Origin of the sequence: Nocardia coffeae, assembly GCF_019890715.1 — a bacterium.
In the GTDB taxonomy this organism is placed as follows: domain Bacteria; phylum Actinomycetota; class Actinomycetes; order Mycobacteriales; family Mycobacteriaceae; genus Nocardia; species Nocardia jiangxiensis.
Map to the genome: position 1 here is coordinate 1 of NZ_JAINZY010000024.1, position 23,511 is coordinate 23,511.

13 protein-coding genes and 1 pseudogene are annotated in these 23,511 nt (G+C 62.4%); 6 read left to right on the plus strand and 8 right to left on the minus strand.

Annotated elements, in window-relative coordinates:
- Positions 1-342: 342 nt before the first annotated feature.
- On the minus strand, positions 343-4,086 hold the full coding sequence (locus K7711_RS44295) for a DUF4365 domain-containing protein (protein ID WP_222978820.1): 3,744 nt from the start codon (positions 4,084-4,086) through the stop codon (positions 343-345).
- A 670-nt stretch (positions 4,087-4,756) separates the two neighbouring features.
- On the opposite strand from K7711_RS44295, the gene K7711_RS44300 reads away from it, so the two are divergent.
- Positions 4,757-5,359 (plus strand): dihydrofolate reductase family protein, encoded by a 603-nt coding sequence (locus K7711_RS44300; protein WP_222978711.1) that lies wholly within the window; start codon positions 4,757-4,759, stop codon positions 5,357-5,359.
- A gap of 618 nt (positions 5,360-5,977) precedes the next feature.
- Here K7711_RS44300 and K7711_RS49490 read toward each other — a convergent pair.
- From K7711_RS49490 to K7711_RS44320, 4 genes are all read right to left on the minus strand, one after another.
- Complete coding sequence (locus K7711_RS49490; protein WP_222978713.1) at positions 5,978-6,394, minus strand: DUF4279 domain-containing protein; 417 nt, start codon at positions 6,392-6,394, stop codon at positions 5,978-5,980.
- Complete coding sequence (locus tag K7711_RS44310) at positions 6,394-12,909, minus strand: PA14 domain-containing protein (protein ID WP_222978717.1); 6,516 nt, start codon at positions 12,907-12,909, stop codon at positions 6,394-6,396. Before K7711_RS44310 ends, K7711_RS49490 begins: the two co-directional genes overlap by 1 nt.
- Positions 12,910-13,044: 135 nt before the next feature.
- Positions 13,045-13,833: a lysozyme family protein gene (locus K7711_RS44315; protein ID WP_235748756.1), complete on the minus strand. Its 789-nt coding sequence runs from the start codon at positions 13,831-13,833 to the stop codon at positions 13,045-13,047.
- A 2-nt stretch (positions 13,834-13,835) separates the two neighbouring features.
- A complete protein-coding gene (locus K7711_RS44320) occupies positions 13,836-15,032 on the minus strand; it encodes a hypothetical protein (RefSeq protein WP_222978718.1) in 1,197 nt (398 codons plus the stop codon).
- A 206-nt stretch (positions 15,033-15,238) separates the two neighbouring features.
- On the opposite strand from K7711_RS44320, the gene K7711_RS44325 reads away from it, so the two are divergent.
- The 4 genes from K7711_RS44325 (at position 15,239) to K7711_RS44340 (ending at position 18,825) form a co-directional block, all read left to right on the plus strand.
- Positions 15,239-15,829 carry a hypothetical protein gene (locus K7711_RS44325; protein WP_222978720.1) on the plus strand — a complete coding sequence of 197 codons (591 nt, stop codon included), beginning with the start codon at positions 15,239-15,241 and terminating at the stop codon, positions 15,827-15,829.
- Positions 15,830-16,269: 440 nt separating this feature from the next.
- On the plus strand, positions 16,270-17,166 hold the full coding sequence (locus K7711_RS44330; protein WP_222978722.1) for a helix-turn-helix domain-containing protein: 897 nt from the start codon (positions 16,270-16,272) through the stop codon (positions 17,164-17,166).
- A gap of 554 nt (positions 17,167-17,720) precedes the next feature.
- Positions 17,721-18,221 carry a hypothetical protein gene (locus K7711_RS44335; protein ID WP_222978724.1) on the plus strand — a complete coding sequence of 167 codons (501 nt, stop codon included), beginning with the start codon at positions 17,721-17,723 and terminating at the stop codon, positions 18,219-18,221.
- 100 nt (positions 18,222-18,321) lie between these two features.
- On the plus strand, positions 18,322-18,825 hold the full coding sequence (locus K7711_RS44340) for a hypothetical protein (RefSeq protein WP_222978726.1): 504 nt from the start codon (positions 18,322-18,324) through the stop codon (positions 18,823-18,825).
- 194 nt (positions 18,826-19,019) lie between these two features.
- Here the strand turns inward: K7711_RS44340 and K7711_RS44345 are convergent, their stop codons facing one another.
- Positions 19,020-19,172, minus strand: coding sequence for a hypothetical protein (locus tag K7711_RS44345; RefSeq protein ID WP_222978727.1), 153 nt, complete (start codon positions 19,170-19,172; stop codon positions 19,020-19,022).
- Between the two features lie 990 nt (positions 19,173-20,162).
- Here K7711_RS44345 and K7711_RS44350 point away from each other — a divergent pair.
- Positions 20,163-21,437 carry an ABC transporter permease gene (locus K7711_RS44350; protein WP_222978728.1) on the plus strand — a complete coding sequence of 425 codons (1,275 nt, stop codon included), beginning with the start codon at positions 20,163-20,165 and terminating at the stop codon, positions 21,435-21,437.
- 16 nt (positions 21,438-21,453) lie between these two features.
- On the opposite strand, the pseudogene K7711_RS44355 reads toward K7711_RS44350, so the two are convergent.
- Both K7711_RS44355 and K7711_RS44360 read right to left on the minus strand, forming a co-directional pair.
- Positions 21,454-21,747: pseudogene (locus K7711_RS44355) on the minus strand (IS1380 family transposase); the annotation flags it as partial.
- A gap of 506 nt (positions 21,748-22,253) precedes the next feature.
- Positions 22,254-22,988 carry an SDR family NAD(P)-dependent oxidoreductase gene (locus K7711_RS44360; protein ID WP_222978729.1) on the minus strand — a complete coding sequence of 245 codons (735 nt, stop codon included), beginning with the start codon at positions 22,986-22,988 and terminating at the stop codon, positions 22,254-22,256.
- Positions 22,989-23,511: the final 523 nt, after the last annotated feature.

Sequence of the window (23,511 nt, forward strand, 5' to 3'; positions counted from 1 at the left end):
CCCTGCGCCGGTGGGTGCCAACCGGCGCAGTCAAACTGCCCGCCGCCGATGAGCTACGGCACGGGCGATCATGAGAGCGCGGGTGATCATTCAGGGAATTGTGTCCCAGGTCATAGGTCGCTGTCTGACTATTGGCTGCCCGATTCTTACGAACGAAACCCACTCCTGCACCTGGGCGATGAGCGGAGCCGAACGACACCCAGCCGCAGCTCCTGCGGTGGACGTAGACGGAGCGCTCGATGCCGGCGATGCTCGATAATGCCGATGAGCGAATCCACTCGCGACCTACTCTCAGGATTCAACGGACCGGCCGCAGCTTCGGCGATCACAGCTTGTTGCAGGCTACGGAACTAGTCCCCGCTGAGCTGCCGAGAGGTTTTCGTCTGAATCCGAGAGTCCGGTACGCAAACGTGCTACGTCTGCCGGAGCATAGGAGAATACCCTGGCCATCTCAAGCGCTGTCGCGGCCTCGATCAGGAATTCTGACGGGATGCTGGCACCACATTGAGCCGCAATCTTGTTGGCTACGGCAATGTACTCGGCGGTCTTATCGTCGTCCAAGGTGTCACCGATGCATACCAGAGCAGCACAGGCAAGTAGCAGAGCGGAACGGTTCGGATCGTCAGCTGCGACTCGAGCGACGCCCCACATGGCATGGAAACGCCACGCATCGGACGGGCCGCCGCCTTCCTGCACGGCGATCAGAATCGAACGAAGATCGCCCCACGGATCAACGGCCATATGCCACCAGCCAGGTCTGCCGATCGTGACCAGCGCGACCTGTTCGTTCCATTCCTCGGCGTTGCCTTGATCAATTACAACCTGGCAGTCCGTCGGGACGTCGACGATGCGCGCACGCAGGGCGTTCAGGACCTCCCGGCGCCTTTTCTCAAGCGCTTGTCGATACTCTGCTTCGTCCAGGCTGTTGTTGTCCAGGCGATCTGCGGTACGAAGTTGCTGGAGCGTGGTTGTGCCGAATGCCTTCACGCCTAGCGCTCTGGCCACTCGCCTCTGCGCCAGGTCGTCCGACCAGAGCGGTACACCTCGGTGTTTCGCAAGCGCAATCGGACCAAGCCAAGGTTCGGATCCAGGGAGATCAACCCCTTCAAGAGTCGTGTCTGCGAATGCTTGTGTCGACGCGAGAGCCTTCTCGATGGTCGAGAAACGGGCAAGAGCGGCGAGGTGGTCCTCGACGTCTATCTCGACGGCGGCGATCGAATCGGTCGCTGCGTCGTAGCGTATAGTCCCGCAGCTTGATGATTGTCCCTCCAAAACAGCACGGCCTGCACGTACGTCTAGCTGCGAAGTAGCCGGAACAAGGAGACTTCGGAAGTTTCCCCGGAAGCTGTCGAACTCGCCCAGTTCACTAGCTATGAGCAGGGCGGATACATCAACCACAACGTCTCGGTTCAAAGAATTGTTGGCAGCTTCCTCGTCCTCTAGATCGTCGTCTTCGAGGGCTGCTGCCGCAATGAAGTAACCGAGAGGCCTGGCCGCGAGGATTGACGAATACGGCTTACCCGCCGCCAATGCCAACATGCCCAAAGGCAAGCGCACCTGTCGGACCGCCTCGGCAAGCTCGATCAGAGGACCGTCGTCACGGCGCGCTAGTTCGGTCATCTTGCGGATGAGGTCATCGGTCGTCGGTGCCTGAAGTATCTTGATCGGACTCCGGTCGCCATACCGCTCCACATGAGCCTGAAGCGCAGCGAAGGCGGCGGCGCGACGATCACCATCGAGGACTGCCCGCTGATCGGCGGGAGTGGCAGGTTCGTCCTCCTCGCCGCGCGTGCGTGTTGTCACAGCTGTCAGAAGTGCGGCACTGAGCTGTATGTCATCGGCAAAGGTGTCGGCCAGTTCGAGCATGCGCGCATATACATGCGTATTCAGCGTGGGCTGCGCGAGCATCACAGACGTCCACAACCGAGCATGGCTCGGCGCGTTGATTGTGGGCTCGTGTTGTACCAATGTCTCAAAAGCATCGGCTTCTTCCCCCAGCCGCATCTGGGCTTCTGCAAGTTGCCAGACATCGCGCTCCTCGACGACTAACTCGTCCGAGTTCACGCACTCGTTCAGATGGCGTTCGATTCGTCGCCAGAGTTGCATATCTGCGGGGGCTTTTGCGATCTGACGTGACAGGAGAAGCGCTAGCAGCCGGTTAGCGATACGCCGGTGAGACGGATCAATGAACGACAATGAGAGAGCGTCGGAGGCCGCGTCGTATGCCTCCGAGTCGCGATCCAAACATATCAGCATCTCGGCGCGACGCAACGCGAATTCCGGCTTTCCGAATCGCACGTAGGCTGCACTGGATGCGACTTCGGCATCATCGAACCTTTCGGCGCTTGCCAGGTAGTCGACAAGCTTCGCTGCCCCGAGTTCGGAACGCTCGGCCAACAGGCGGAATTTCGGAAGGGCTGCATCGAGGTCGACGCACGCCTTTGCGCTGACCACCGCAAGATCACGAAGGTCGGGCGAGATGAGGTTGTCGTCAACCAGCGGGTCGAGTCGCGCTGATTCGTCTACTCCCAAATCACTCAGACGCATGACGACCTGCAATAGCGCCTCCGGGCGGCTCCTGTCCAGTCGTTCGACCATGCCGATCCATGCTGCGCGCCGGTCTTCGATCTCGCCGGGGATCTCTACCAACCGCAATCGAGCCAGGTCTTGGTCCACACCTTGGGGTAGAGAGTCAATCAGCTGCATCGCGAGGTCACGCCGTTCGAGCGCAGTAGCAGCGGATGCGGCAAACGTACGAACTTCGGGCCTCTGTGACTCCTCGATAGTCGCTCGGCCGTCGGGTGCTGTCAGACTTCGGTCGAGTACCTTCGTGAACTCGCCCGCGACGATGAGACACTGCAGAAGCGCCGGCAGTGCTGATTCGGTCGGGCCAGACCAGTCGTGTAGCTGATCGACCGCGTCTGAGGCGAACTGGGTCGCGCGTCGATGGTCTGTCGGCTGCATCCGCGGCGTTTGTGCCCTGCGGCTGAGTGCGCAGGCAAGACCTTCCATGTGCGCAGCCGAATCAGGAACGCACGCGAGCGCTCGCTCGAAAAGGGAAACAGCACGATCGAGTTCGCCAGCGTTTTCGTAACGCCGGGCGAGGAAGAAGAGCACGACTTCGTCGTCTTCGATCTCGTTGAGCTGTGTCTCAAGCTCCTCCGACAGAGCGACGGGTGCTGCCGAACCTTCAGGATGTGTGAGGCTGGCGCGCCCGATCTCAAGGCGCATGTCGCCCGAGGCTTCCGGCATCGAACCAGCGATCTCCAGAAGTTCGCGGGCACGAGTGAGGTCAGACTCGACCGCTATCAGCGCCGCGTTTCGGGTGTAGTTGTACTTCGATTCGGGCGTTCGTTCAGCCGCCACGAGCAGCAGATCGATCGCCAAGCCCGCCAAATTATGGCAGACCGCGTATTCAGCTAGCGCGACGAGACCGATGCTTCCACCGTCTGGCGAGAGCCAAGCCGGGTCGCTGCCCGTGAGGGTACGGATAACAACTTCCGGAGCGCCACGACCACGCGCAAGGTGAGCGGCGATCAGTGCAGCAGAGTCAGCGTTGGCCGCCTTAAGGACCGCTAGCGCTCTGACAACGCTGGGGGGTAGACGCGAGAGGTTGTCGGAATAGTCCGAAAGCGCGGTTTGCGCGAATCTTTCAGCGGCGACCTCCCAGGCCGCGCCAGCGCTTGGCAGAGTCTGAGACTTCGGGACGACAACGTAGATACCGCCGCGGGGACCGGTCTCCAACGTTCTTTCTGACAGTTCTTGCCAGTAGATCGTCTGAGCGTCCGTATCGATCAACAGCACATACATCGGGAGGGAGTGTCCGAGCCAGTACGGAATATGTTTCTTCTTGGGGCGGAACTTCCAGCCGGTGTCCGTCTCCTCCCCGAACCGAGAACGCCCCGCTTTCAGTTGCAACCCGACGAGCCGGCCGGTGGGACTGCCGTCGCGCTTCAACTCCACATGTGCGTCGACACCGAAATCTGATGTCCCTTGTTCGCGGAATGCGTGACCAAGAAACCGATTGGTCTGAAACTCGCAAAGACCGACAGCTTCCCGATCAATCCGGTTCGTATCGATGCCGATCGGAGTGCCTCACTGTCGCCGTCGTATACAGAGTACTAGTGACAATAACAAACTCATTCCGCGTTCCGAGCGGTCGAGCCCAAGCATCGTCGACCGTTCCAGCCAACCGTCAGTACTCCCGAACGGTCCCACGACAGTTGCGAACGCACTGTCATGCCGCTTACCGAGCGATTTTCCGCCGTTCACAGCCTGCGCGAGATTCGGCCAGACGGTCAGCGGCCCCACCGGGACCCCATGAACATGTGAACGAATTCCCCGGGCGCAGGGACGGTATGTGTCCTACATCACAGGTCACTGTATAATAATTGGCTGGCCGAGGTCCACATCTTGCACCCGACACAGATACGCGCGCTGACGACCCAGCCGAAGAGCGAAACACCTTGTCCACCAAATGATTCACGCCGCAGACGAACAACATCTCCGGCCCGCCGTCACCGTCGAGAGTGGCGATGTCGGTTCATAACCCGCCAGTTACACTGCTGGCCGACTTCGCGCTCCCGAAGTCGGAAGACCACGACGACCGGATGCGCCAACGAGATCGACAGCGGCGCAGGGTATCCGGAAATGCCGATGATCCAGCCTCGCACTGGACCGGCGCGACCACGATGAGTTTCCTACATCCGCTTCGTCCTAACCCATGTCGCCAACCGGATGTGAAGGATGACGTGGAATGTCTGAAGTGTTCCTGACCATGGCAATGTCACTCGACGGGTTCATCACCGGTCCGGACGACAACGCCGAGAACCCCGCCGGCACCAACGGGATGCGGCTGATGGACTGGCTCAGCGGCGGAGGCGCGTCCGATGCGGAGGTGCCCCACACCTTCCGCCCCACGTACCCCAACAGCCGACTCGTGTTCGACGAGGCCATGGCGACCGGGGCCGTGATCACCGGGAAACGGACCGGAGACTTCGCCGGTTACTGGAACGGGGACCACCACGACGGGGTGCCGATCTTCGTGCCGACACACCGGCCGCCAGCCGAGAACCCTTACGAGCGGGTGCATTACGTCACCGAAGGCATCGCCTCCTGTATCCAACAGGCCAAGCAGGCCGCAGGCGGGCGGAACGTGATGATGCACGGCGCCTACACCGGCCAGCAGGCTCTGAAGGAGGGCGTACTCGACATGATCGACATCCAGCTCCGGCCGGTCCTGCTCGGGCGCGGCCGACGACTGTTCGATGAGCTCCCGGCCGAGCACACAGAACTCGATCTGGTACGCACGCTGGAGGACCCTGGCGTCCTGCATCTGCGCTACGTGGTGCGCAAATAGCCGCGCGTTCGAACTACACACCGAGCCCAGACTTCCTGGCTCCGCCGAGCCGGGCACGCGCCACCCCTCACCAAGCCCGGCGGCCTCGCCGAGGCGGACCTCCCGTATACCCGGCTACTGACCAGCGCGCGGCGGCAGCAGCCAGGGTGCAAGCAACTGCTCCAGCTCCTCATCCGAGATACTGGACGATGCCAGATGAAATCCGCGCCAGCATGCCGCATCCTGCAGCACCGGCAACGGGATCTCGAACGCTTTTCAAAACATTTGAATAAACGTGATCACGCGGAAGTTGTCGCCGAGCTCGCCCTTCGCCTTTCGCGCTAGTCCGACAGCCCCCACCCCGTTGTCGCGCGCGCGTCGAAGCACACCCACAATGGATTCGACCTACTCACCATCCATCACGAACCCTTCCCCCGAGCCGCTCCCGATCTGCCGAAGACAGCGCTCGCAGAATCCAGTCCGCGGGCGCGTGCCGACTCCCGGCCAACCTGCGAATCTTCGCCTCCTCCACCGCATCCGCCGCCGGACGAGCACGTAACAGCTTGGGCATGACATCACCAATCCGGATCGAGAAAAACTCCCGACCCATTATCTACCAGCCCAAAAAGGAACAACGCACTAGAGATATTGATCCACCTCAAAATCCGCGCCGCACGCACCCAGCAATTTGATCTGGTCCCAGGTCAGAGCGAATCCAGGACCTACCGGATCAGCCGGCGAGGTGTACAACACCACGCTCAGAATTACTCGACATCCGCGAGCTCGCAACTCTCCAATGCGTTGTGCAGCTGGCGCAACTCTCACTAAAACCGCATCCAGTAGAACAGGAACTGGAGTATCAACGCCCCCCGTCTCGCGTATTTCCCAGCTATGATCCCGAGCAGGCCTAGGATAGCGCAGCATTGAATCCGGCGGCACCAACCCTTTCCATGCTGTTCGATCAGGAGTTATCTCGATTGATGAAATGATATCTTCCGGAGTCAACGCATCACTGGCAATTACAAATTGCACTCTTCTTCTTGGTGTCTCGTACATCAGTTATCAGGCCCCCAGTCGCTGTGGTGATAGGTTGGGATAGGGTCTCCGCCGTTCTTGTCCTCAAGGAAGAGCCATCCGCTATCCTTGTCGATGTATACATCATACCGGGATACCTTTGCTCCACGCCCCAGGACTCCTTCCTTAAATTCGTGCGCGTCACCTACCATTTTACCCAACTGATTTTGATTAACCTTCTTCAAAGCCCCAAGGTTCGGGTTTTCAGCCGGGTTGGCGGACTTATCATGCGTGGCTTTCGGATTATTGTTCGCTGGCTTTTCGGGCTCGTTCTCTTTCGGTGGTTCCGCTGGCGCCGCCTTGTCTGGCGCTTGGGCGGTGTTGGGTTTGCTGGTTGCTGGTGGGTCGTTCCTGTGGTCGTTCGCTTTCTCGATAGCGTAAATTCCCGCACCGAGAACGACCGCCGGAATTACAATTTCGGGCGCAAGTACTGCCCCGAGACCCTCCCCGATCTCCGGAACGAGAGGAGCGATTACAGCCAGAGGATTCTTACCCGTGAGGTCGATGTTGTTGACCGGGTCGGCGTTGACGTAGTCGTAGTCGTTGGACGAACCACCCGTCACTGGATCGGTCTGCAGGAACCGGCCGAGTACCGGCAGGTAGGTACGCGCTCCGATTTCGACGGCCTGCTGACTGGCGAGGTGCTCGATCGGGAGCGTGTTCTGCCCCAGCCAACCGAAGTCCATACCGCCCTGCATCGTCGCAGGTATCGGGATATCCCCAAACACGCCGGTGCCCGGATCAATGTTCTGACCGTAAGGGTCGTAGAGATGCATGACGCCGGTGCGGGCAGCGGCGCCATCCGCGGTGAACAGGATGCTGCCGTGCACATCTGGATAGGACCAATTCGTGGTAGCTGTCTGTCCGTACGTCTTGGTCAACACCACACCACCGGACAACTTCAACACTCGCTGTTGCAGGTTCCCGTTGGAATCGAGCACCAACTCGGGGTTGCTCGCTTCCGGCGCGGTGTAGCCGTAACGAGTCGTCCCGTTCGCCGTCGTGGTGGGCGCACCCTGCACCGTCCGGGCCATCAACCGGTCATTTGCATCTCGGGTATAGGCGACGTTTGTCCCCGAGGCAGTGGATGTCGAGACGTGCCGAAGAGTGGAGTCATAACCCAACGTGTCGGTCCCGACGTTGGTCGCATTGCCGTACACGTCGTAGGCGAACGACAGCGCGTTCGCGCCGTTCGTCGACAGCAGCCGATCGGTATTGTCATAGCAGTAACCGGTAGTTACTGCGGCCCCACCGTCTTTGACGTCGGTCAACCCGGTGCGGTTGGTGTCCATGCCCGCCGCGGTATTCGGGCCACACCCGCCGGTGGGGTCGAAGTGGTAGGTCAGCTGATGATGCGGGACCGTCGCCGCAGCCAAGCGCCCGACTCCGTCATAGGTGTAGGAATCTGTGAAGGTTGCGGTGGGATTGGCCGTGTCGGTGAGGTTTTCGTCGGTGATCCGCCCGTGTGAGGATCTGGTCACCGAATCGACGACTGTTGAGCTGGCGGTCTTCCACGTCAATCCCGTTGTCGCGCCGGCCGCATTACGCGCTATCGAATCGAGGCGAGATCCATTGCCGTACGCGACATTGGCTACCTGTCCGCCGTTGTCGTCGCCGGTGGTGCCAACAGTCGTTCCATCCAGTCCGACCGTGAGTAGCCGGGATGCGTTGTCCCAGGTGTAGTTCAGCGTGCTGGTAACACCTTTGACCGTGGATGTTGTACCGGTCACTCGGCCGTCGCGATCGTAGCCGGTGGTCGTCACCACACCGTTGGCATCGGTATACGAGACGGGCCGTCCCAGCAGGTCGACTACCGTCGTGACCGTGCCGCTCGAGTCGCTGGCGGTTGTGGTTCTCGGGTCTCCGTTGACGGCATAGTTGTATGTGACCGTGCGGGCGGGCTGGTTGCCCTGAGCCGGGAATGCCTGCTGTGTCGTCCGGCCGCGGGCGTCGTAGCTGGTGCAGGTCCATGGTTCGGAGTTCACCCGGGATGCCACGACCTGTCCCGCGCCGTCGTATACCGATTCAGCTGTATTCGACTGACCTGCCGCGTTTTTCGCAGCGGTCACGAATTTGGCCATCCCGGCTTGACTCACCGCGGTCGATGACGAATCACACGGGTTCGCCCGCGTTTCGGCGTCGCCGTAATAGGTGGTGGTGCTGCGCTTGTCCGGATTCGTAATATCGCCGGATGGGAGCGCGCTAGCGGTCTTGCGCAGATACCCAGCCCCCGGAGTCTCGTAGGTATTGCGGCGTACCAGCGAAAGTCCGCCAGGGTCCGATGTCTTGGCAACCACTAAGCCGTATACCGCGTCGATCCCGTTCGCCGGATCGGAGTAGCTGGTGGCGGTTTTGGTCGTACCTGCCCGTTCTGTCGCGCCGCCCGAGCTGTCGTAGTCAGTCTGGCTTGTCTGCCATCCATACCGCGGTTGCAGGAACTGCCCCGGAACGGTGACCGGCGAGCCTGCTCCGGGCGGTGTCCAGGTGAAGTTCAACGCACCGGTGGTGCCGCTGCGGTTGTAGTAGTCGACTCGAACGCGGTGCCAGCTACCTGCTGTGGTGTTGGTGTAGGAGCCAGCAACTGCGGTGTTGGGTTTGTCGGTCCAACTGTCAACCATCAGCGCATCGTCGATCCACAACCGGACGCCGTCGACCGCGGTAAACCCGACTCCGTAAGCGCCTGCGGCCGGAAATTGGATCTCACCGGTGAACCGCGCAGACCAGCCACCCGTGTTGGCCACTGGTGCAGCGTTCGTCCAGTTCCTCGATAGGGACCCATCGGAGGTACCGACGCCGGTCTGCCAGACCGCCGGGATACCTGACAACACTGGGTTGCTGTACAGCGCCGCTGATAGACCGGTCAGGCCCTCGTCGTAGCCGACATGGGTGTACGGCATTGTGCCCGCGCACTGCGCGGTCGGTGTCTGGCCATTGAAACACGATGCGGGAGCGGGACCGTACGAGTCAGTCGGCCGATCAGCGTAGTCGTAAACCACCGTTGCACGCCGACCCGCACCATCGACGGTCGCGGATACCTTGTCCTTGGGGGTCCACTCCGTCGAATTGGTCACCCCGTCGGCGTCGGTCGAGGTCAGTGCGCGACCGCTGGTGTCGAACGTCACCTTCCTTGCATTGGTGACATCCGGCAAGGTGATATTGCCCCAGTATTGGCCGGCCCCGCCGTATTGATAGCTGTGTGATTCACGGTTGGAGCTGGGATTCGCATCAGGGGTGGGCTTCTGGATCACGGTCGGCCGCGCGGAGGGTTGGTCGATGCTCGTGTTGGCCCAGGGATCGTAGAACGAATCGTAGGCGATGATATAGCGATCGTTGAGGCCGTCCGAGTGCCCGGCCGGAGTGGCGAGCCAGTCGTTGATGAGCGGAGTCCGCATCTGTATCAGCGGGCCGACTGCGTCGCGTAGTTTTTGGATCTGCTCAGTGTTGCCGCCCTCCTGCGGGATCTCGGTGTTGGCGGTGAGTTCCTGGTCGTAGGTGTAGTCGCGGACCGCCCCGCCGGGGTTCTCGACCCGGTCCAGGGTGCCTGCGATCGAATACCACAACCGGGTCTCGGTGCCGTCCCAGTAAGTGATGCGGCACAACATTTGTGCGGGTGCGCTGCCGATGGCCCCGGGGGGCTTGGTCGCGCCGCCGTAACAGTTGTCGCTGTTGTCGGTGTTGTAGGAAAGGGTGTGCGAGCGGCCCGAGACCGGATCGGTGATCTTCGTCAAGCGCGGAGGGGTTCCGCTGTATTGATATTGCAGCGCAGCGGGTTTCTTCGAATCCAGCACCGAAGCCACCGAAGTCAAAGTGCCGTCAGGGTTGAATATCGACACCACATCGTCCTGGGTGACGGTGATCTTGCCAGTATTGTCGACCGCCAGGACACCGTCCTCGTCAGCCGGAGGAACGTAGTCGCCGTCGGATGCCTCGGCCCAGGTGTGTGTGGCACCGGTGCCGTCGGTCAGGACCACTGAGCCGTCCAGCATTTCGGCCTTGCTGTATTCGCTGCCTTGGATGGACAGGTTCCAGCCATTCGGCAGCGGCGGCGGATCGTTGGAGAACAGCCAGTCGGTCTTGGCGATCACCGGGCTCAGGTTGAAGCTGCGTGCAGAGGCGCCGCCGGTGACGCTCCGGGTCCACAGGACCATTTGCGGGTTGATGTTCGTGTGGTGGTACAGCTCGACCTTGATCGGCACACGTACGCCTGCGGTCAGCGAAATATCTTGGGTGCCTTTGGGTCCGGCGGTGCTGAAGTCGCTGGCCACGCCCGCACCGTTGGGGTTGTCGTAGACGAGGGTGTTGTTGACCCAGATCCGTGCGCCGTCCGCGTGCTGGCCATCGAACCGGAAATCGCCAGTGACCGGTGGCCGGAATTGGCCCTCCCACCGGATTACGTACCAGTTCGGGTCCAATGCCGGCGGAATCGGATTCGGCTTCCAGGGCAGGTTGTCCGACGAGGAACTCAGGACATTGCCCCAGTCCAGGTTCACCTGCGGCTCGGTACGCACCAGCACCGGAGCTGCACCGGGGGTGCCGGTGTGGGTGGGATCGTTGAAGTACGAGGCCCGTACCCCGTTGGCTTCGCCCTGACGCGAGTTGTAGGCCAGTGCGACACCGGACTTCCCGCCGACGGAGGTGAACTGCGGGCCGCCGGTGTCGGTGTGCACATTCCCGTTGAACAGGTTCACCGAGATGTCACCGACCGTGTCGACCGGGATCTTTCCGGTCTCCCCGATGCGCTGGTTGATAGTGAAGTGCGCCACCCACTGCGGGGTCGTCGTGGTCACCCCACCGGACAGGGCGGTCAGCACCGTCCACGTGTATTTCCCGCCGTCGTGCAGCACGTGGGCGGGCACGGTCCAGGTCGGGTTCGTCAGACAGCCCGAGTCCACCACGCTGCCCGAGCGGCCGTCGAATCCGGTCGAGACCTTGAAGCAGTACAGGGTGCCGTCGCCCGAGGGGTTGGTGACCGGATTGACGCTCAGTGTCGGTGTGGGCGTGGCGATCACGGCCTGGTCGACCGGTCCGACGAGTGTGGTCGCCGGTGGGGCGGTGCCATAGTCGACGATCAGGTTGGCTTGCAGTGTCTTGAACGAGACGTCGCTGGTTTCTCCGCCTGTCATCAGGAACCATGCGTTGGTGTCTTTGGCGTTGACCCGGTCGGAGATGTAGCTGGTCAGCGCTGAGGCCGCCATCGACCCGGCAGTGCCGATCGAGGCTGATGCCAGGAGGTTTCCGGTGGCGTTGTACCCGAGCGGGCTGCCAGCCTGATACAGGTTCGACATGGCTGGCGCCGAGGTGCCGGTCTGGCCGGTGAGCTGGAAATCCATCCGCGCGCCCACGACGGTCTTGCCGAACAGGGGTGAGAAGTCGAAGCGGAATCCCGACCGCCAGAACAGACTCGCGCCGTTGGCGGGTTGGTTGCCGACCTCGATGCCACAGGTGTTGTCACATTCGGGCGCGCTACCGGAAGAATACGCACGCGTCTCAGCGGTATTGCCGGACCCGTAGGTGTAGGTGGGGTCGACGGTGACCGGGTAGACCCGCTTCTTGTCTGTCAGCCAGCTCTTGTTCACCGACACCGTCAGCGCCCACGCCTCACCCTTGCGGGCGAGGGAATACGTGCCGCCGGTGCGTGCGAAGGTTTTCTTCTTGTCCTTGCTGCCTTTGTTCGCCGAGTCGAACACCTGTATCGGCGGCAACGCCGCTACCTGTGTGCCCTGCGCGTTGGTGATGCTGACGCCCTTGCCCTCCAGCTTGGGGGCCAGCCCGTTGCCGAGGGCCATCGTGAACACCCACCGGCCGGCCCCGGCCGACTTGGCGTTCTTCACGACCACCGCCTCTTTGACCGCACCCGGCTCAACTGTGTACGTCAGGTCTTGGCCGGGCAGCGCCCCGGGGTAGGTGACCGTCGAGCCGTGGACCGTCCGTTTCGCCTTGTGTGCGCCGGTGAGCGCGAGCGATACCGGTGCGTCGCCGGGGTCCAGTTGCAGCAGCTTGGGATCGTCGGCGGTCGCCGCGAACTCGGTGTGTGCGCCGTCGCGCGCCGCGACGGCGGTGGTCGAGTTGGGTTTGTTCACCACCCGGGTGTCCATCGACACCCATGCGCCGTGGCTGTCGCGGACGCTGATCGGTGTCTGCGACAGGCGAACCGAGTGCGAACCGTTCCGGTTGGTGTAGGTGACCGATTTCTCGTCCCGCGCCGTCTCTTTCGAGGTCTTCGGGTCGAACGCGCTGCGCGAGGCGCCCAGCAGCGGCCGGAAATCAGCTTGCGGCGCCGGATGGTTCGCGTGCTTCAGCGATTTGAGGTTGTTGACCGGCTTCAGCACCGGCACATGCCGGGCCGCATCGATGATGTGCTTGCCCGACGCTGTCGGTGTCACCATGACGTGCACGGTTTGCGCGGTCAGCGCCAAGGCCAGCACACCAACTGCGGCACACAACCAGAAACGGATCCGCGTGTTCGACCACACACGGCGCTGTTCTCGAGAATTCATTTCACCAAGCAGACTTTCCGGCCCCGGAAACGGGGGGTTCACGAAATAGATTGAGAGCTAGTTACTTTCAGAAAGCCCGAACGTTCTGCGGGAGCGTTTCGGCTCTTCTGTCGGGGTTCGGCCCCAGGCGTTGGGTCAGGTGTCGTAGCCGATCGCGGTGGCACGTACCTGGTTCACGTAGGCGGCGGAGTGGTTGTAGGCGAAGATCGCTTGGCGCCAGCCGCTGGCCGTAGCGAGGTCGCCTCCTGATGCGCACAGGTAGCGGCCCGCGGCCAGTGCTGCGTCGTCGATATTGTCCGGGCTCCCCGAAAGAGTGTTCGTGGCAACAGGTTTACCGCCCTGCAGTGCGGCGGCCAGGAGGTGGTAGTCGGTGCTCGCGCGGGCGCCCCACCGCTTCCAGGTGTCGGGGATGAATTGAAACGGTCCCATCGCCCGCGCGTATACGGTGCGCCGGGATCCCCTCGTGGCTGCGGAGTCGACGATCACGGCGTTACCGCCGGTGCCGTTCAAGGCGATACCGCGTATCGGCGGTCGCACGAGACCATCGGTAGCGATGGTCGCGCCACCGAAACGGGCGTGATCGCTTTCCACCCGAGCGATCCCAGCCAGGGTGCTCCAGCCCAGATGACACTGCGGCTGCGCCTTCGCCATGACCACCGTCGCATACCCATAGGCCTCAAGCGCGCGCACCGGAATACCATGCTTGCCGGCCCGCGCCCCGGCCCAGTCCCGAAGCTGGTCGGTCTTGTTCTCCACCGCATCCAGACGGATCGCCGGCATCGCGCTATGGGGGACGGGCGGCGATGGATACCGCGACCGGTCGGCAGTTCCACCACACGCGACGACCACCATCACGACCGCCGACACCAGCAGCACCAGCCGCGCTCCCCTCGTTCCGGGGAGTACACGAATCTTCTCGGTCATCGCTACCTGCACGTGCTCGTGACCGAGGAAGCCGTGGACGGCTTCGGTGCCGCAGTCATCGGGTGCGGCCGGGTCGTGGTCGGCGGATGCGCCAGAGTCGGGGTCGCCGGGGTCAGGGATTGTTTGCTGGTCGCAGCCTTCGTCGGGTGGCATGTGGTGGTTGGCGTCGCGGTGCTCGACGATGTCCGCGTTGGCGGCCGGGTCGTTTTGTGCGGCGAGGTCGTGGTGTGTCGAGGCGCGGACGTGGCAGCGGTCGTGGTCGGCGGGACGATCACCGTGACGGTGTTCGTGCCGGGCGGGTTGACCACTGTCACCGTGGTCGTCGTGGTGATCGGATCCTGGGTGAGGCCCCCGATCGACTGCTGCTGGTCCGGTGTGGACTGCGCCGAAAAGCTCCCGCTCGCATTCGCGCCCACGCTGACCGAGAAACTCGGCGCCGATGTCGTGGTGTCGGTCGTCGTGACCGGCGTGCTGGTCACGGGATCTACCGTCGTGGTGTCCGGTTCGGTGCTGCCGACATCGGTAGCCGGGACCTCCGCTCCGGCGTCGGTGGTCGTGGCCGGATCGACGGTGGCAGTGGCAGTCTCGGTTGAGGTCGCGTCGCCCGGGACCGGCACGTCGCTCGGGGTCACCGTGTCGCTGCTGCCGGTCGTCTCGGTCGATTCGAGCTCGGTGGTCGGATCATCAGCACTGTCAGTCGCCGAAACATCCTGGGACGCAGCCTTCGTGCCCGTGTGGTCCGCTCCCTTCGATTCCGCGGTAGCGATCCCGACCAGGATGAGCAATACGACTACCGCGGCCGCGTGCGGCAGATACCGCCGCACCTTCCGGTCGGCGAGTACTCGCACAATCCGGTTCTCGCTCACCCGGTGCCGCCACTGTGCGAGCATCGTGACTGGCTGATCGTCGGGCTCATCGCCGTCATCACACGCATCGTCATCGGAAAAATCCGAGTCGGCCGCGGTGTCATCCGAGTCGTCGGGATCAGTGATGCTGGTCTGTACGGACGCGACATCGGTCACTTCGGATACCGAATCCTCGCCGAGGATCGCGATCACCTCCGTCGGATCCGGATCGACACCCTCGCTCTCGCCGATTGCGAGCAGTTCCGTCGCGTCGGGATCGGCCACGTCGTGGTCCGGGACACCGATGGGATCGGACGAATCGGGATCGCGATCGCTGCCGTTCAATGACTTCATCAGATATTGGCTTTCTGCTACGCGGCCCTCGCCACGAGGTCAGCCGCGGACGAACCGGCCGATCGGATCTGCCGACCCGGGTACGCCACCCTCACCGTTCAACCAGCGGCCGAGTGTGCCTGTGTCCGCGGGCTTTTCGTGATCAGCGACCGGCTGCGGGATTGTGGTCGGCGCGACCGAGGACCCCATCGATCAAGGACTGCACCGTGCCGGCTCCGCCGCCCTGGACCCCCACGCTGAGCGATCCCCCACTCGAGGAGCCGCTGCCGGACGGACCCGAGAACGACGACCCACCCACCGAGGAACCGCTGGTCGAGGATCCGGTGCCCGTGGAAGCCGAATCGATCGACTGCGAGGACACGCGACCTCCGTCATCCGGTGTCAACGGAACAGGCTGCGCGGCCGCGGCCACCGGCAGCAAGGTCAACGAACCCCCCACGGCGACAGCGGCTACCCCCACACGGATCAGACCCAAAGCGCTCACTGCAGGAAACCTTTCATCGACGTCAGGCGCGGCTGCGCGCCGCTACCACCCCACAGAACGACAGACCGGCGAACGGCGAGCGATCACATCAATCACTCAGCTTCATCACAGGTTCTCGTTCCAGTGCAGACTGTGCAGCGCCAACGCCAAGCACGCAACCTCAACCGCGCAAACACCGCACAAGCCTGCCGACATCAGCACATCTTCAGCAAACATGGAATCCGGGTGCAACGAAAATCATTACGTTGCAGTCATTTCGGACATTTATCTGCAACTACCTCCGCCAATCCGGCCCTATCGCACGGCGCAGTGAAGGCTCAGAGTGGACTCAACGCGCTATCCGGCCGCAATCACCGATGCCCGCCCCCGGAAAACCTCTTGCTTTCCACCACTCACGACGCCGGATCAGTTCGATTACCAGCAGCTTTCGAACCAGAAGACGTATTCGAGGGGCGCGAGTTCCCACCTCTGGTGACACAAATTGTCACAACCACGCACTACCCCTCGAACACGGCCCTTCTCCGGGATCCGCGGTCGACAAGAGCAGGCTGAGTGATGCTCGCCACAGTGCGTGCAGTACGCGCATCATGTATTAATTTTCTTCAGCAAAGAAGTTTGCGCTGCGAAGGATTCGGGAACCAGGGGGCTCAACCGCGGCGATCCACACGACCGACCGCCCGGTGATCCACACGACCAGACAACGATTCCCGGGAACGTCAGGCTTCGCGTCACGTTGTCAAGAAAGGCCCCGTCGTGGAGATCGCCGCACCACCAGTGCCCCAGCCAGACCCCATCTCGATCCGCCTCGGAAAACCACTGACCGCCCCGGTGACCCGGCAACGCCGCGCCACCCACAAGCTGTCCTGGGTATGCGATCGCCCCCAGGTCGGGTCATATCTGCGCCGACGCCGCGAAGCGCTCGGCCTGACTCAGGACGAAGTCGCCCTGGCGGCAACGACAACGATGTCTTCCCTGCGGAAATGGGAAGCAGGCCTGCGTAACCCGAGCATCGAAAGCCTGACCGCCTGGTGCTCCGCCCTGGACCTCCCCGACTGGATGCTGCACAAAATCACCTCACTGGTCCTCAACGGCCTCAACCACCTCGGAATCGACACACAGTCATCCACACTCGGCGACGATGAGCTCGACCACCTCCAAACCGTCACCGCCCCGGCCTATTACCTCAGCTTCCCGCACCTGGACATCCTGGCCGCCAATCACACCGCACGCCGGTCGGTACCCAGCCTCGTACCAGCCACCCCCGGAGCGTCGCGCCCCACCAACCTGGTCGAATGGGTAATGACCACGCCCGCAAGAGAAATACTGGTCGACTGGCAGACCATCGCCACCCAACTGGTGTATCTACTCCGCGTCATGGGGCCAGGACTCGTCCCGCAGCAACGCCTGGACGAGATCTTCAACTTCTGTCACTCACAGGCCCCAAGGGAATTCACACGATTCTTCAGCACCGAACTCAGCAAGGCAGAGACCAACAACACCCTCGTCCGGGTACGCAACACAATCACCGGCGCGATCGAACAGTACACCTACCAGTTCCTGCACCCGGTCCAACCACGACGAGCCTACGAACAACTTCAAATAGTAAGACGCAGCGCAGCACCAGGCCCCGGAATTCTTGGGATCGTCTGAGATCGTCAACTGGCCCACGGTATCTCGCCCTCTGAGTTCCCAACAGATCCGGCAGCGAGAGGCCGGAAAGTTCTCGGACAGTGCATATTTGGCTTCTCAGGCGGGACTGTCCGAGATGTGCGACATAGCCAAAATTCCGACACTCCCAGCACCCCGCTGCACTAACACCAAGGCCCACCAACTGAAGGAATTCCGTGACCGCACGCCGAGGGAATTGGGTGACGCTGGCCAAAGCCGACAAGAAGCAGGTGATAACCGATGCCGCGCTCGAGGTCATGAAGAAGCGCACGCGCTCTTGGAAAGTCTGTCCGAGAGCGCGGACTCCGACGAGCGCAAGCCGCAGAGGCGCTCATCGCGGCATGGAAATGTTGCGCGACACCGGGGACGGGCAGCACGGGCGCGTCGGTGTTCGCCGGGTTGTCTACCGACCGGAGTGGTGACCCGCGGTCCGCTGTGAGGTAGCTCCCATCTTCGCGGGAACCGGCTGTGCGTAATCCGGTTACCACCCGAGTTACGGTTCTCGGGAGATCCTTTGCTCGACAGAAAGATTCACGGTGAAAACAAAGAAGATGGCCGGAGTCCTCGCGGCCACCGCGGCCCTCGCAATCCTCGGCGCCGGCCAGGCGAACGCGGACGTGGGCCCGTTCCTGACCCCCTTCATCGACCCGGGCTGCCTGTGCGCCGGGCTGCTACCGGGTCAGGTGCAGATGGGCGTGGAACCGGAGTCCCCGCTGGTAACTCACTACATCCAAGGCAATTGGACCGCATCCAATCCGGATGCCGCCGCCAAGGTCCGCTACTTCACCCTGCGTCAGCGACTCAGCATCACCGATCTCGGTGCCGCGTTGGAGCGCGATCTCGGACCGCTGCAGTACGGCACCTACCGCGATCACCCGTCGTTCACCACCCGAGTGCTCGACAACGGGCGCGACTACACCCAGATGACCGCGTTCCTCGACGGCGACCGCGCGGTCACCCTGACCGGCTGGGGAGCATCCCCCGAGGACGCCGAGGGCGCACTGGCAACCCTGGCCCGCACCTTCCAGATCCTCTGATCGCACGGCGAATTCGACTCGGGTAGCGCTGGATTCAGCGCTACCCGAATTCTTCCCCACTCCCGCCTGAACGGCCACCACCCGCAGACGAAAGAAACACATGATCGACAAGAAAATCGCCGCCGCCGTACTGACCGGCACCTTCGTCGCTGGAATCCTCTCCGCCGCAACAGCACACGCCGAGGTGCTACCCGCCACCACACCCTTCATGGACCCCGCCTGCCTGTGCGCCGGTCTCATGCCGGGACGAGTCGACGTGGGAGTGGACCCGCAGTCGATGGCCGGCACCCACTACATCAAGGGCAACCTGAACAACGACAACGACGCCGCCGGTGTCGAGGTGCGGTACTGGCGTCTGCCGTCGAGCCGGGTGACCCTGCAGACAATTGGCGCCGAGATAGCGCAAGTCGCGGGGCCGGTGCAATACGGCACCTTCCGTGGCCGGCCGTCGCTCACCGTCTCCGCCAGGGACGACTCCGGCTCTGTGGTGGCGATCGTTTTCATCAACGGGGACCGGGCATTCAAGCTGATCGGTGAAGGTCGGACTCCGGAAGACGCGCAGGCCGCGCTCGACTCACTGACCGGCACCTTCCAACTTCTCTGATCACAGGAATTCGACTCAGGTAGCGCCGGATTCGGCGCTACCTCGAATTCGCTCCATCCATCAAAAGAAAAACCCACTGTCAACAAGAAGAAGCTGACTACCGCCGTCGCAGCCGCGGCCGTGGCAGAGATCCTCTCGGCCGGTCGGGCGCAAGCGAACGTGCCCGCCTTCGCGGCGCCGTTCGTCGATCTCGACTACCTGGACTGCTGCCAGCGCCGATCGAGGTGGGCGTGGATGCCGACCAGTTCCCCGTCGAGCGCTACGCGTCCGGCACGGACGACGACGTGAACGCCCGGATCGCCGAAAGCTGCCCGCGTCGAGGCGGCGAGCGGGGCGATATCGGTCATGCGATGACGATACGACTGGACACCGACACGGACCGGACATTGCGGACGTGGTCAGGACGACGGGTGCCCCTGGCCGACAGGCAAACCGAGGTTGGTGCGCTCCGCGGTTACGGTCGACCGCTGGTGCGTCCGATCGACGCTGGCGAGCTTTGCGGCCCAGGATGTAGGGGCAATTGTGTCCCAGGTCATAGGTCACTGTATAACTATCGGCTGGCCGAGGTCCACATCTTGTGCCGATATACATGCGTGCGCCGACGACCCGAACCGACAAGTGAAACACTTTGTCCACCAGATATTTTGAGCGCAGCGAACAGCATCTCCGGCCCGCCGTCACCGTCGAGGACGGCGATACCGGTCCGCACCCAGGCCCAGTCACACTGCTCGACGCACCGCGATCTCCGGGGGAAAGATAACCGCGACCAGATCCGTCAGGTCCGCGGCGCGTGCGTTGTTCGCCCCGAAAGGCCGAGGGTACGAGCCCCGGAAGCTAGTCGCTGGTGGCCTTCCCACCGCAAAGATCGCAGAGCAGGCCGGCTGGCGGCCACGACGGTGAGAACATATCTGCGCAGTGTGCTGCGCAGACTCAGGTGCCACAACCGAATCCAGGCGGTCAACCTCACCCTTTCCGGGCGCATTCCGATCTGAACCCGGGCCCGGATTAGGCACCAAGTGCCGCCGCATCTTCCTCGAGAAGTGCAGCCGACACATTGATTTTCACGCACCAGTCCAGGAAGTCCGAGACTCGCCGGCGCACGTAGCTCGAGAACTGAGGATCGACCGCTCGGAATGTAGCGCTATATCCTCCGCGGGAGACACCGGTAAGGCAGACTCATCCAGTAGGTCTGCAGACACCTGGAGCAGACAGCGAGTGGCTGAACCGTAGTCGGCGTGCAATACGCCGATATCGAAAGAGGTATGACCGTGTCGAGAATTACTACGTGGTGGCGTGACCGGTACTCCACGATGCCGCCGGCCATGCAGATGATCGGGATGCAGCTGTGGCTGCCGGTATTCTTCATTACTGCGTTCTGCCTTTGCTACATACTCGCCTTTCACTCGCCGAAGATTCAGGATGTGCCCGTCGCGGTGGTCAACAGCCCCGCCACGTCGGCAGTCACTCAGAAGATCGAGACGAATGCGCCGAACATGTTCTCCTTCAGGTACTTCGGCGACGAGAACTCTGCGGTCGATTCAGTTCGCAAGGGTGACACCGCGGGGGCGCTGATCGTGCCCGCCAGCGGTCAGGGGCAGCCGGAGGTCGTTATCGCTACCGCTCACCAATTCCAGGCGGCGAACGTCGTGGAGAGCTCGTTCCAGCAGATCTTCGCCACCGCGCAAGGCGTGCGAATCAACAATATCGTCCAGTTGCCTTCGTCGGACTCCTTCGGTCAAGGCGCGATGTACATGATGCTGTCGTGGTGCATTGGCGGATATATGGTCGCGATGTTCATCGGAATGATGGGTGTCCCCCTGTCACACTCGACTCGCATCGGGGTTCTCACCGGTGGCGCCATCATGCTCGCGCTGCTGGCCAACGTGATCACCGGATTGATTCTCGGCGTGTACAAAACCCAGTACTTCACGCAGATGACTGGCCTGGCGATACTCTGGATATTCACGATCGGCCTGTTCGTCAACGGGATCTCGTATTTCTTCGGCCGCTTCATCGCCGGACCCGCGCTGTTGTTGTTCGTATTCCTGTCGATGCCGGCGTCGGGGGCCGCATTTCCGGCGTGGATGGTTCCGTCGTTCTTCAGTCATCTGCAGCCATATGTTGTGGGGCACGGAATCACCGAGATGATCAAACGCCTGTTGTATGGGGTCGGCGAGCCATACTGGCAGGGTTTCGTGTTGATGGCAGCGTACGCCATTGTGGGTGTGCTCACGATGATCGTCGGCAAGCGGTGGCGCGAGTCCAAGGAAATCGACCGGATTCTCAATGGAAAGACCACGATGATGGCCGAGGCGCAGGGTGCGATGCTCCGCCACGGAATGGAGAATCGCGCGAAAACGTTGCTACGTCACGGAATCGACCCGGAAACCGGAGATCGGTTGTACCGCAGCGACATCGATGAGGACAAAGGATCGAATGGTGACGGCTCCCATGCGGACTCCAGCGCTGCCGCCGACGTAGTCGCCGAACTGGAGAACTCGGTGCACGGCGATATGATGACCAACACCGGCCGGAGCCTGGGTCTGGGGGATGTCGACCGCGAGTACGATATTCGTCACCCCGCAGTCCCGGGTCGGCACGAGGACGACTGAGATATTCCGGGAAGGGCTGTTGTGGGCGGGCGAATCGGGCGGGAACGGCGACGATCTTGCGCGGGCAGGGTGGTTCCACGGGCTTTGCCCAGTCGCGGGTCGGCCAGCGCGCCGGCGGCGCGCAGCAGGTTGTGCGCGATCGCGGCGCACGACACCCAGGCTGAGTTCGCGCCGAATCGTCCCGAGGGAATATGCGCCAGCGGGCCGTCGATCAGATCGGCGAACACGGTCTCGACGACGGCGTGGCGGCGAGGGTCAGATCAGCTTTGACAGTGGATTCGGTCGAATCGGCGAAGAAGGGGCGGTGCCGGTGCGCCACAAGGCGCTCATGTCGTATTCGCGGCATAGCCGGGAGGAACTCGGAGGGAGGTTCCTGGGTCTGATGACTTACCCGCAGCCGAAAGGCCTGAATCCTGTCGATATAAATTTCGTGATTCGTTCGATCGGGTTGCTCACTCGCTCAATAGGATTCGCTTGCGCGAGAAGGCCGGTCTTCGCGCGCCCGAATATCTGGCGTCTGAGCATTTTGAAGGTTAGGTGGAATCTGGCCCGGGGTGATCTCGTCTCCCCGGGGTGACCACGGACTTTGGAGGCAGGTTGAACGGCGCGGTGGCGGTGGAGTTGACCTCTCGTCCGCACCGCCATCCTGCCAGTGGCACTGTGTGATTCGTACCGGTGAAATACATTCGGTCTATAGGTCACCGTGAACTATCGGCTCTTGAAATCCAGGACGCTCGACGACGAGAGCGCCGCCTGGGCTGCCCATTGTCAAGCCGGCAGCGACTGCGGCTTGACAATCTGAAAGGCTGGGATGTCTCAGAGCCTGGGGTTCGCCCCCGATGCGACGGTGAGCAACTGACCCGAGACATTGCGCGACTCCTCCGACGCCAAGTAAAGAACCGCGTTCGCAATGTCTTCGCCCTTATTGAACCGACCGAGCGTGCCACCGGTCTCGTACATCGTCTCGAAGGTGGGCGCGTCCCATTCACCGGTATTGTGCTCGTTCGTCTGCGTGCCGCCAGGTGCGACCGCATTGACGTTGATGTTGTACGGGCCGAGCTGTATGGCGCATGAACGCGTGAACGACACCACCGCCGCCTTCGCCGCCGAGTAGTGCGCATGCATCGGCTCCCCGGCCCAGGAATTCGAGGCGATGTTGACGATCTTGCCCGACTTGCGCTCCATCATCGCCGGTAGCACCAGCTGAGTGCAGTGGAACGTCGCGCGCATGTTGATGCCCCATGAGAACTCGAAGTCCTCTTCGCTGATCTCCCAGACCGGGTTCACGACCGGCCCACGCACGCCACCCACGACGTTGACCAGCACGTCGATGCGCCCCCAGCGGTCGACCGCTGCGTTGATGAGTTCCTCGGCGCCTGAGCGGCGCGTCACGTTCGTCGTCACCGCGAACACGTCACCGCCCAGCGGCTCGATCTGCTCCTGCCATCGGTCGGTTGTGCCCTCGATCCGGTCGTTGAGTGCGATGTCGGCACCCTCTTGCGCAAGTCGAAGGGCGATCGCACCGCCCATGCCACCGCCGGAGCCGGTCACGACAGCGCGGACTCCGTGCAAACGGCCGGGACGGGTGGGGGCAGGCCGAGAAGCGTGTGAAGTGGACAAGGCGGCTCCTCCGTAGCGGATTCGATCGGTCGATCAATCGCATGTATAGCACAACTGACGATTAATCGTTAAATTATTTATACATAGACTCAGTGTGACCGCTGGCTCGAGCTAGCCGACAGATTCGATCGGCGCGCAGCTCTTTGGACCTACGGAGATGCCGAAGTCGTTGTCACGCACCGAACGACAGGAGCAACCGGGTCGAGTGGTGACCGATCCGGTTGCGCGCACCGCTACAACGCCTGGGATCACGTCCAGTCACAGTCGTGACGCGGGGCTCACTGTTTGATGCTCAGCCACGTGCACGCACCTGATCAGCAATGCCGCTCGCGGGCCTGTCCTCTCCGCGCTGTGCAGCGCGGAGAGGACGCGTCCGGTCCAACGGCTACGCGGCGGCCAACTCGGTTGATGAACGGGTTGGCACCACGGGGACACCCCTGATGTCCGACGACTC

Excerpts from the sequence above, each read along its gene's own strand:
- K7711_RS44310 (WP_222978717.1), bottom strand. The coding sequence starts at position 12,909 with ATGAATTCTCGAGAACAGCGCCGTGTGTGGTCGAACACGCGGATCCGT.
- K7711_RS44300 (WP_222978711.1), top strand. The coding sequence starts at position 4,757 with ATGTCTGAAGTGTTCCTGACCATGGCAATGTCACTCGACGGGTTCATC.
- K7711_RS44340 (WP_222978726.1), top strand. The coding sequence starts at position 18,322 with ATGATCGACAAGAAAATCGCCGCCGCCGTACTGACCGGCACCTTCGTC.
- K7711_RS44320 (WP_222978718.1), bottom strand. The coding sequence starts at position 15,032 with ATGAAGTCATTGAACGGCAGCGATCGCGATCCCGATTCGTCCGATCCC.
- K7711_RS49490 (WP_222978713.1), bottom strand. The coding sequence starts at position 6,394 with ATGTACGAGACACCAAGAAGAAGAGTGCAATTTGTAATTGCCAGTGAT.
- K7711_RS44350 (WP_222978728.1), top strand. The coding sequence starts at position 20,163 with ATGCAGCTGTGGCTGCCGGTATTCTTCATTACTGCGTTCTGCCTTTGC.
- K7711_RS44315 (WP_235748756.1), bottom strand. The coding sequence starts at position 13,833 with ATGACCGAGAAGATTCGTGTACTCCCCGGAACGAGGGGAGCGCGGCTG.
- K7711_RS44345 (WP_222978727.1), bottom strand. The coding sequence starts at position 19,172 with ATGACCGATATCGCCCCGCTCGCCGCCTCGACGCGGGCAGCTTTCGGC.